The sequence below is a fragment of the Ruegeria sp. BHSC223 genome, from assembly GCF_059613025.1.
In genome coordinates this window covers 41,257-47,987 of sequence record NZ_JBXWRR010000022.1, presented here as the reverse complement: position 1 = coordinate 47,987, position 6,731 = coordinate 41,257, and the positions used below count along the sequence as shown (strand labels likewise).

The 6,731-nt window shown below is 67.7% G+C and carries 7 protein-coding genes; 2 read left to right on the top strand and 5 right to left on the bottom strand.

All coding sequences use genetic code 11. The features are described 5' to 3' along the window. Window positions 1-119 precede the first annotated feature (119 nt). On the bottom strand, window positions 120-1,049 hold the full coding sequence (locus AC2FNY_RS19600; protein WP_496803490.1) for a LysR family transcriptional regulator: 930 nt from the start codon (window positions 1,047-1,049) through the stop codon (window positions 120-122). A gap of 94 nt (window positions 1,050-1,143) precedes the next feature. On the opposite strand from AC2FNY_RS19600, the gene AC2FNY_RS19595 reads away from it, so the two are divergent. Beyond that, window positions 1,144-1,896, top strand: a complete 753-nt coding sequence (locus AC2FNY_RS19595) for an SDR family oxidoreductase (protein ID WP_496803489.1) — start codon at window positions 1,144-1,146, stop codon at window positions 1,894-1,896. A gap of 64 nt (window positions 1,897-1,960) precedes the next feature. After that, a complete protein-coding gene (gene rpe, locus AC2FNY_RS19590; protein ID WP_234143062.1) occupies window positions 1,961-2,650 on the top strand; it encodes a ribulose-phosphate 3-epimerase in 690 nt (229 codons plus the stop codon). A gap of 257 nt (window positions 2,651-2,907) precedes the next feature. On the opposite strand, the gene AC2FNY_RS19585 is transcribed toward rpe, so the two are convergent. The 4 genes from AC2FNY_RS19585 to AC2FNY_RS19570 are packed head-to-tail and all read right to left on the bottom strand — an operon-like array spanning window position 2,908 to window position 6,730. Continuing rightward, window positions 2,908-4,398, bottom strand: a complete 1,491-nt coding sequence (locus tag AC2FNY_RS19585; RefSeq protein ID WP_496803488.1) for a class I adenylate-forming enzyme family protein — start codon at window positions 4,396-4,398, stop codon at window positions 2,908-2,910. A gap of 22 nt (window positions 4,399-4,420) precedes the next feature. Next, window positions 4,421-5,191 carry an oxepin-CoA hydrolase, alternative type gene (locus AC2FNY_RS19580; RefSeq protein ID WP_496803487.1) on the bottom strand — a complete coding sequence of 257 codons (771 nt, stop codon included), beginning with the start codon at window positions 5,189-5,191 and terminating at the stop codon, window positions 4,421-4,423. Continuing rightward, window positions 5,188-5,622 (bottom strand): PaaI family thioesterase, encoded by a 435-nt coding sequence (locus AC2FNY_RS19575; RefSeq protein ID WP_234163646.1) that lies wholly within the window; start codon window positions 5,620-5,622, stop codon window positions 5,188-5,190. The genes AC2FNY_RS19580 and AC2FNY_RS19575 overlap by 4 nt, the downstream gene beginning before the upstream one ends. Next, window positions 5,603-6,730, bottom strand: coding sequence for an acyl-CoA dehydrogenase family protein (locus tag AC2FNY_RS19570; protein ID WP_496803486.1), 1,128 nt, complete (start codon window positions 6,728-6,730; stop codon window positions 5,603-5,605). Before AC2FNY_RS19570 ends, AC2FNY_RS19575 begins: the two co-directional genes overlap by 20 nt. Between the last annotated feature and the right edge of the window lies 1 nt (window position 6,731).

Sequence of the window (6,731 nt, the reverse complement as noted above, 5' to 3'; positions counted from 1 at the left end):
GTCGCGGCATTCACCGCGATATTGTCGCCGAACCGTTTGGTCAGTTTGTCGATCCGCAGCACGTGTTTCCCCCGGTCTTGTCGAGGGGGGTGCTAAGCCTGCCAGACGAAGCCGATATGTCAGGGGGGTGAAAGTTTTGTAACGCGCCCCGGCCCGCGCCCAAGGTTCCGGCGCAGGACATCCAGCACCGCGCGGGTGCGGGCGGGCAGATGTGCCCGGTCGGGGTAAAGCGCCCAGACCCCGGTGTCGAAACCCGTCGCGCTGACCTGATGGTCGGGAAAGAGATCGACCAGCGCGCCGCTTGCCAGCGCCTCGGCCGCCAGCCAGTCGGCCAAGAGCGCGGGCCCGAGACCGAGGAGCGCCGCCTCGCGCAGCGCCAGCGCGCCGGAGAGGATCAGGGTGCCGTCGATGGGCACCTCTTCGGTCTCTCCCCGGGAGTCGCGGAACAGCCAGCGGGTACGGAACTCGGGCAAGGCCATGCGCAGACAGTTGTGCCGGGAGAGGCCCGTGGGATGGTCCGGGGTGCCGTGTTGCGCCAGATAGCCGGGGGTCGCGCAGACATGGTAGCGGGTCCGCATCAGCCGGGTCGAGATCAGGTCGCCGCGTGGCGCAGGCGCGAGGCGCAGGGCCAGGTCGATACGCTCGGCCACCAGATCGCGGGGCGCGTCGTCAAGCAGAAGCTCCAGCGTGATCTCGGGACAGGCCCGGCGCAAGGCGGGCAGATGCGGCAGCACGCAGACCTGTCCGAAAGCGGTGGAAGTGGTGAGCCGCACAGGACCGCGCAGCACGCGGTCGGCCCCTGCGGCGGTGTCGCGGGCGGCCTCCAGCGCCTCGACCAGCGGTTCGATCCGGGTCAGGTAATCCTGCCCTGCCTCGGTGACCGACAGCCGCCTTGTGCTGCGATGGAACAGGCGAAAGCCCAGCCGGTCCTCGGCCCCGGAAAGCAGGCGTGAGAGCGCCGACGGATCAGTGTCGAGCACGCGGGCCGCACCGGCAAGGCTGCCTTGCCGGGCGATCAACAGGAGGGTTCTTAGGGTTTCCGTGTCCATTCATGCAGATTTTGCATGAGTATGATGGGAAAGACAGCGTTTTTCCGCATCTTTTGTCCGCCTAGTGTCTGCCCATCATAGCAGGAGAGCAAACATGACCGATCTGACAGGACAGACCGTGGTGATCACCGGGGCAAGCCGGGGTATCGGCGCCGCCTCAGCGCGCCATTTCGCGGGCCTCGGGGCGCGGGTGGCCCTGCTGGCGCGCGATGGCGCGGCGCTGGGAGCGCTGGTGGGCGATATTGGCGATCAGGCGATGGCCCTGCCCTGTGACATGGGCGACTGGGCGGCGGTCACGGCGGCCGTTGCGGCAACTGAGGCGCGGTTTGGCCGCGTCGATGTGTTGATCAACAATGCCGGGCTGATCGAGCCGATCGCCCGACTGGCCGACAGCGACCCGGAGGACTGGGGCCGGGTGGTGGATGTGAACCTCAAGGGTGTCTATCACGGACTGCGCGCGGTGCTGCCGGGGATGCTGGCCACCGGGGGCGGCACGGTGCTGAACCTGTCCTCGGGCGCGGCCACCTCGGCACTGGAGGGATGGAGCCACTATTGCGCCACCAAGGCGGCGGTGCTGGCCCTGACCCGCTGCGCCGACCGTGAGTATCGCGATCAGGGCATCCGGGTGATCGGGCTGAGCCCCGGGACAGTTGCGACCGGGATGCAGGTGCAGATCCGCGCCTCGGGGATCAACCCGGTCAGCCGGCTGGACCCTTCGGCGCATATACCGGCCGATTGGGTCGCGCGCGCGCTGGCCTATCTCTGCGGTCCGGGGGGCGAAGCGCATCGGGGGGCCGATTTCTCGCTGAAGACGGATGAAGGCCGGGCCGAGGCGGGTCTGAGCTGACCCTACCCATCGGCGACGAGAGCCTGTATAGGGCGGGCGACTCTGTTTCCACCGTGAGGCCGCCATGAGCTTTGACCGCAAGATCAAGATCGCCCCGTCGATCCTGTCCGCCGATTTCGCCAATTTCGGCGCCGAGATCCGCGCCATCGAGGCCGAGGGCGCCGATTGGGTGCATGTGGACGTAATGGACGGCCATTTCGTGCCGAACCTGACCTTTGGCCCGATGGCGGTAAAGGCGTTCCGTCCGCATGTGAAGACGGTGATGGATGTGCATCTGATGATCGCGCCGGTCGATCCCTATATCGACGCCTATGCCGACGCGGGTGCCGATGTGCTGACCGCGCATGTCGAGGCCGGCCCGCATATCCACCGCACGCTGCAAGCGATCCGGGGCGCGGGGATGAAGGCGGGCGTGGCGCTGAACCCCGGCACCCCGGCCGAGGCGGTGGCGCATCTGCTGGAGCTGACGGATCTGATCTGCGTGATGACGGTGAACCCGGGCTTTGGCGGCCAGAAATTCATCGACATGACTGCCAAGATCGCCCGCCTGCGCGAGATGATCGGCGACCGGCCCGTGCATATCGAGATCGACGGCGGCGTTGACCCGAAGACCGCGCCGCTGGTGGCGCAGGCCGGGGCTGATGTGCTGGTCGCGGGTTCGGCGGTGTTCCGGGGCGGCTCGGTCGACAATCCGGGCGTTTATGGCCAGAACATTGCCGAGATCCGCGCCGCCGCCGAAGGCGTCTGGGCCTGACGCCTCGGCAAGCGGCGCGCTCCCGCCCGTCGTTGGCGTTTTCTGACGAAAACACCGCCTCCCGTTGGGCCGGGCGCCGCGTGATGCGCGGCGATGGGGGCGCTGCCCCCGGCACGGCCAGCCGTGCCTCCCCCGGAGTATTTTGCAGCGAAATGAAGGAGGAGCGGGCCCTTTGGCGCTTCTTTCTGGTCCACAATACTCCCGCCGGAGGCATGGGCGGCCCCATTTGGGGCGCCCATTTGGGCCCTTGGTCGTGATCAATCGAGTTGATCGGCGAAATGGTCGAGCAGTTTGTGTTTGAGGATCTTGCCGGTGGGTGCGGCTGGCAACGCCGTGGCGACGACGATCTGGCTGGGGCGTTTGTAGCCCGCTAGCCGCGCGGCGGCGAAGGCCCGCAACTCGTCAGGGTCGGGGGTGGCGCCAAGTGCAACCTGAACAAAGGCGACCACTTTTTCATCGCCCGCAACCATGCGCCCCACCACCGCCGCCTGGATCACCTGCGGGTGGTCGTTCAGCGCCGCCTCGACCTCGGGCGGATAGACGTTGAAACCGCCGTGGATGATCAGCTCCTTGCTGCGCCCCGCGATATGCAGGTTGCCATCGGCATCATGGCGGCCCAGGTCGCCGGTGCGGAACCATCCGTCTTGCAGTGCGGCCTCGGTCGCCTGCGGGTTGCGGTAATAGCCCTTCATCACATGCGGGCCGCGGGTCAGCACCTCGCCCACGCCATCGCCACCGCCAGTAACCGCCTCGTCCAGCCGGACCTCGACCTGCGGCAGGGGCTTACCGACCGAGATATCCGGCAGGCCGATCCGGTTGCGCGTGGCCGAGACGCCGGCGGTGGTCTCGGTCAGGCCATAGCCGTTTTGCAGGGCGACGCCATAGAACGCCTCGGCCTTGCGTTTCCACGCAGGGTCGAGCGGCGCCGCACCCGAGGAGGTATAGCGCAGCGTGCCGCCCGGTAGATGATCATATCCCTGTTCGCGGGCGTATTGCATCAACAGCGCATGCATCTGCGGCACGGCGGAGAACAGTGTCACGCCAGAGGTCAGCGCCGCATAGCTGCGCGCGGCGGTGAACCGCGCATCGAGCCGCACCGGAGCGCCGATACAGGTGGCCGCCGTCACCACCGAGGCGAGGCCAAACACATGGGTGACCGGCAGCACGCCATAGATCACGTCGTCCGGCGTCATGCCGCGCAGTTCCGCCGAACTGCGGCCGCCGAAGCGCAGGTTGCCATGGGTCAGCATCACCCCCTTGGGTGTTCCAGTGGTGCCGGTGGTGAACAGCATCACCGCCACATCGCTCAGCACCGGGTCGGGATTGCTGGGGCATGGTGTGGCCAGATGCATCCGGCCAAAGGCGCCCTCGATCGGATGCGCGCCCAGACGCACGGCATGGGCGGCGGCATCCGTCGATATGTCCGAGGCGCAGAGGATCGCGGCGGGTTCGGTATGGGCGACGATCTTGTCGACCTCGGGCCCGGTCTGGCGCGCGTTGATCGGCACCGCGCAGGCCCCCAGCCGCGAGACGGCAAAGAGCGCGGCCACCACCGCACAGCAGTTCTCGGCCAGGATCATCACCCGGTCGTTCGCCTGCACGCCCTTGGTGGCAAGCACATCCACCAGCGCCGAAATGGCCCGGTCCAGATCGCCATAGCTCCAGTCCGCGCCGCCGCTGTCGGAAAACGCGGGCGCATCGGGGCGGCTGGCGATCTGTGCGCCGGGGTAGTCGTGCCATTTCTCCATCGCCTGATCCCCTGTTGCCCGGTCAGAACCGGGGCTTGCGCTTGTCCAGAAAGGCCGCGATCCCTTCGGCAGCCTCGTCCCCGCCAGCCGCGCGCGCCATGGCGTCGCGCTCGGCATCCAATTGCTGTGCCTCGCTCGCTTCATAAGCTTCCGCCACCAGCCGCCGGATCACGCCCTGCGCGTCGCGCGGCCCCTGCGCCAGCGCATCGGCCAGCGCATGGGCCTGCGTCTCGGCCTCACCCGGCGACGCCAGTTGATTGACCACCCCCAGTTCGGCCATGCGCTCAGCTGTGACCGGTCGGGCCAGCAGGCACATCTCCATCGCCAGTTGCCGGGGTAGCATCCGCGCCAGCGCCGAGGTGAGGCCAGCATCGGGCACCAGCCCCGCCTTGACATAGGCGGCGGTGAATTTCGCACCCTCGGCCGCGACCAACAGGTCGCAGGCCAGCGCCAGCGAGGCGCCGGCGCCCGCGGCACCGCCTTCGACCGCTGCGATCACCGGTACCGGGCAGGCGCGGATGGCGCGGATCAGGTCGTGCAACAGATCGACCTTGCCGCGCCGCTCCGGCTCGCTCAGCTTGCGCCGCTCGATCAGCACGTTCAGGTCGCCGCCCGCACAAAAGAACCCGCCTTCGGACGACAGGATCACCGCGCGAATACGCGGTTCCGCCGCCTGTTCCATTGCCTCGGCAATCGCCGCATAAAGATCGGGCGACAGCGCGCCGCGCCGGGCGCTGTTCATGTTGACCACGACCAGCCGGTCGCCCCGGTAATCCACGCGCGCCAGCGTCATGTCTTCTTCCTCAGGCTGCCGCGTTTGAACACGCCCGCCGCCGTGGCCAGCAGGCGGCCGTCCTCGTCGCGCAACTCGCCGTTCACATAGGCCAGCGTGCGGCCATTGCCCGACGGGATGCCCACCGCCGTCACCCGGCCGCCCCGCGCGGCCGCCACGAACTGCACGTTGAGCGAAACGGTCACCACCGGGATCGGATCCTCGGGCCGGAACATCGCCGATGCGGTTTGGCCACAGGCCACGTCCAGCAGCATCGACACAAGCCCGCCATGCAGGATGCCGTGATAGTTCAGGTGCTGTGGCCCAAGATCCAGGTGACAGGCCCGGCTGACGCCGGTCCGGTCATGGTCCAATTCGTAACCCACCATCGACTGGCAGCCGGATTTCTCGCGGGTCCAGGATGCGGGCAGGTCAGGCGGCGCTGAGGGCAATGAACCGCTCCAGATGGTAATCGGCATCGCCGAACCTGTGATCGGCCATCACGATGCGCTTGGCGATATGGGCCAGTTCGTATTCCTGCGTCATGGCGATGCCGCCATGCATCTGGATCGCCTCTTCGGCCACCAACCGGCCCACCCGCGCGATCAGGTTGCGGGCGGCGGCGATCTGGCGGTCTCGGTCGGCGCTGTCCAGATGACCGGCGGCGTTGATCAGGGCCGAGCGCGCCTGTTCCAGCTCGATCAGCATGTCGGCGAACCGGTGTTGCAGCGCCTGAAACGTGCCGATGGGGCGGCCAAACTGCTTGCGCGTCATCAGATAGCCGCGCGTCAGTTCCACCGCGCTTTGCATCGCGCCCACGCATTCGGCACAAAGCGCCACATTGGCGGCGGCAATCGCATCCATCAGCGGCGCCAGCCCGGCCCCCGTCGCGCCCAGCCGCGCCGACTGCGGCAGGTGGACATTGTCCAGCGTCACCTCGGCGGCGCGTCCTCCTGCCAGCATCGGATAGCCATGCAGCGTCACGCCCGGCGTGCCTGCGGGCACAAGGAACAGCGAGATACCGTCCAGGTCAAAGATCCCGCCGCTTTCGCGGGCCGAGACGATCAGGTGGCCGGCTGCTTCGGCATTTACCACCACAGCCTTGCGCCCGTTCAACACGATGTCGTCACCGTCAACGCGCGCGGTGGTCTCCACCCGTGTCAGGTCATAGCGGCTGGCCGGTTCGCCATGGGCCAGCGCCAGATGCGCAGCCCCGCCGATGATCTCCTCCAGCAGCCCGCGCTGAGTATCGTCGCCCAGCGCCGCGATCAGCCGCCCGCCCAGAATGGCACTGTCCAGCATCGGCTCGACCACACCGGCGCGGCCCAGCTCCTCGAACACGGTGGCGATGTCGAAACCGGCGCCGCCAAACCCGCCGTCCTCTTCAGAAAACAGCGCCCCGATCACGCCCAGTTCCGCCAGCCCGGCCCAGATCTCGGCGCTCATGCCGGTATCGCTGTCCAGGATCGTGTTGCGGACGGATGTTGTGTAACGATCGGCCAGATAGCGGCGCAGGGTGTCCTGCAACATCTGGCGTTCTTCGGTCAGGTTGAAATCCATA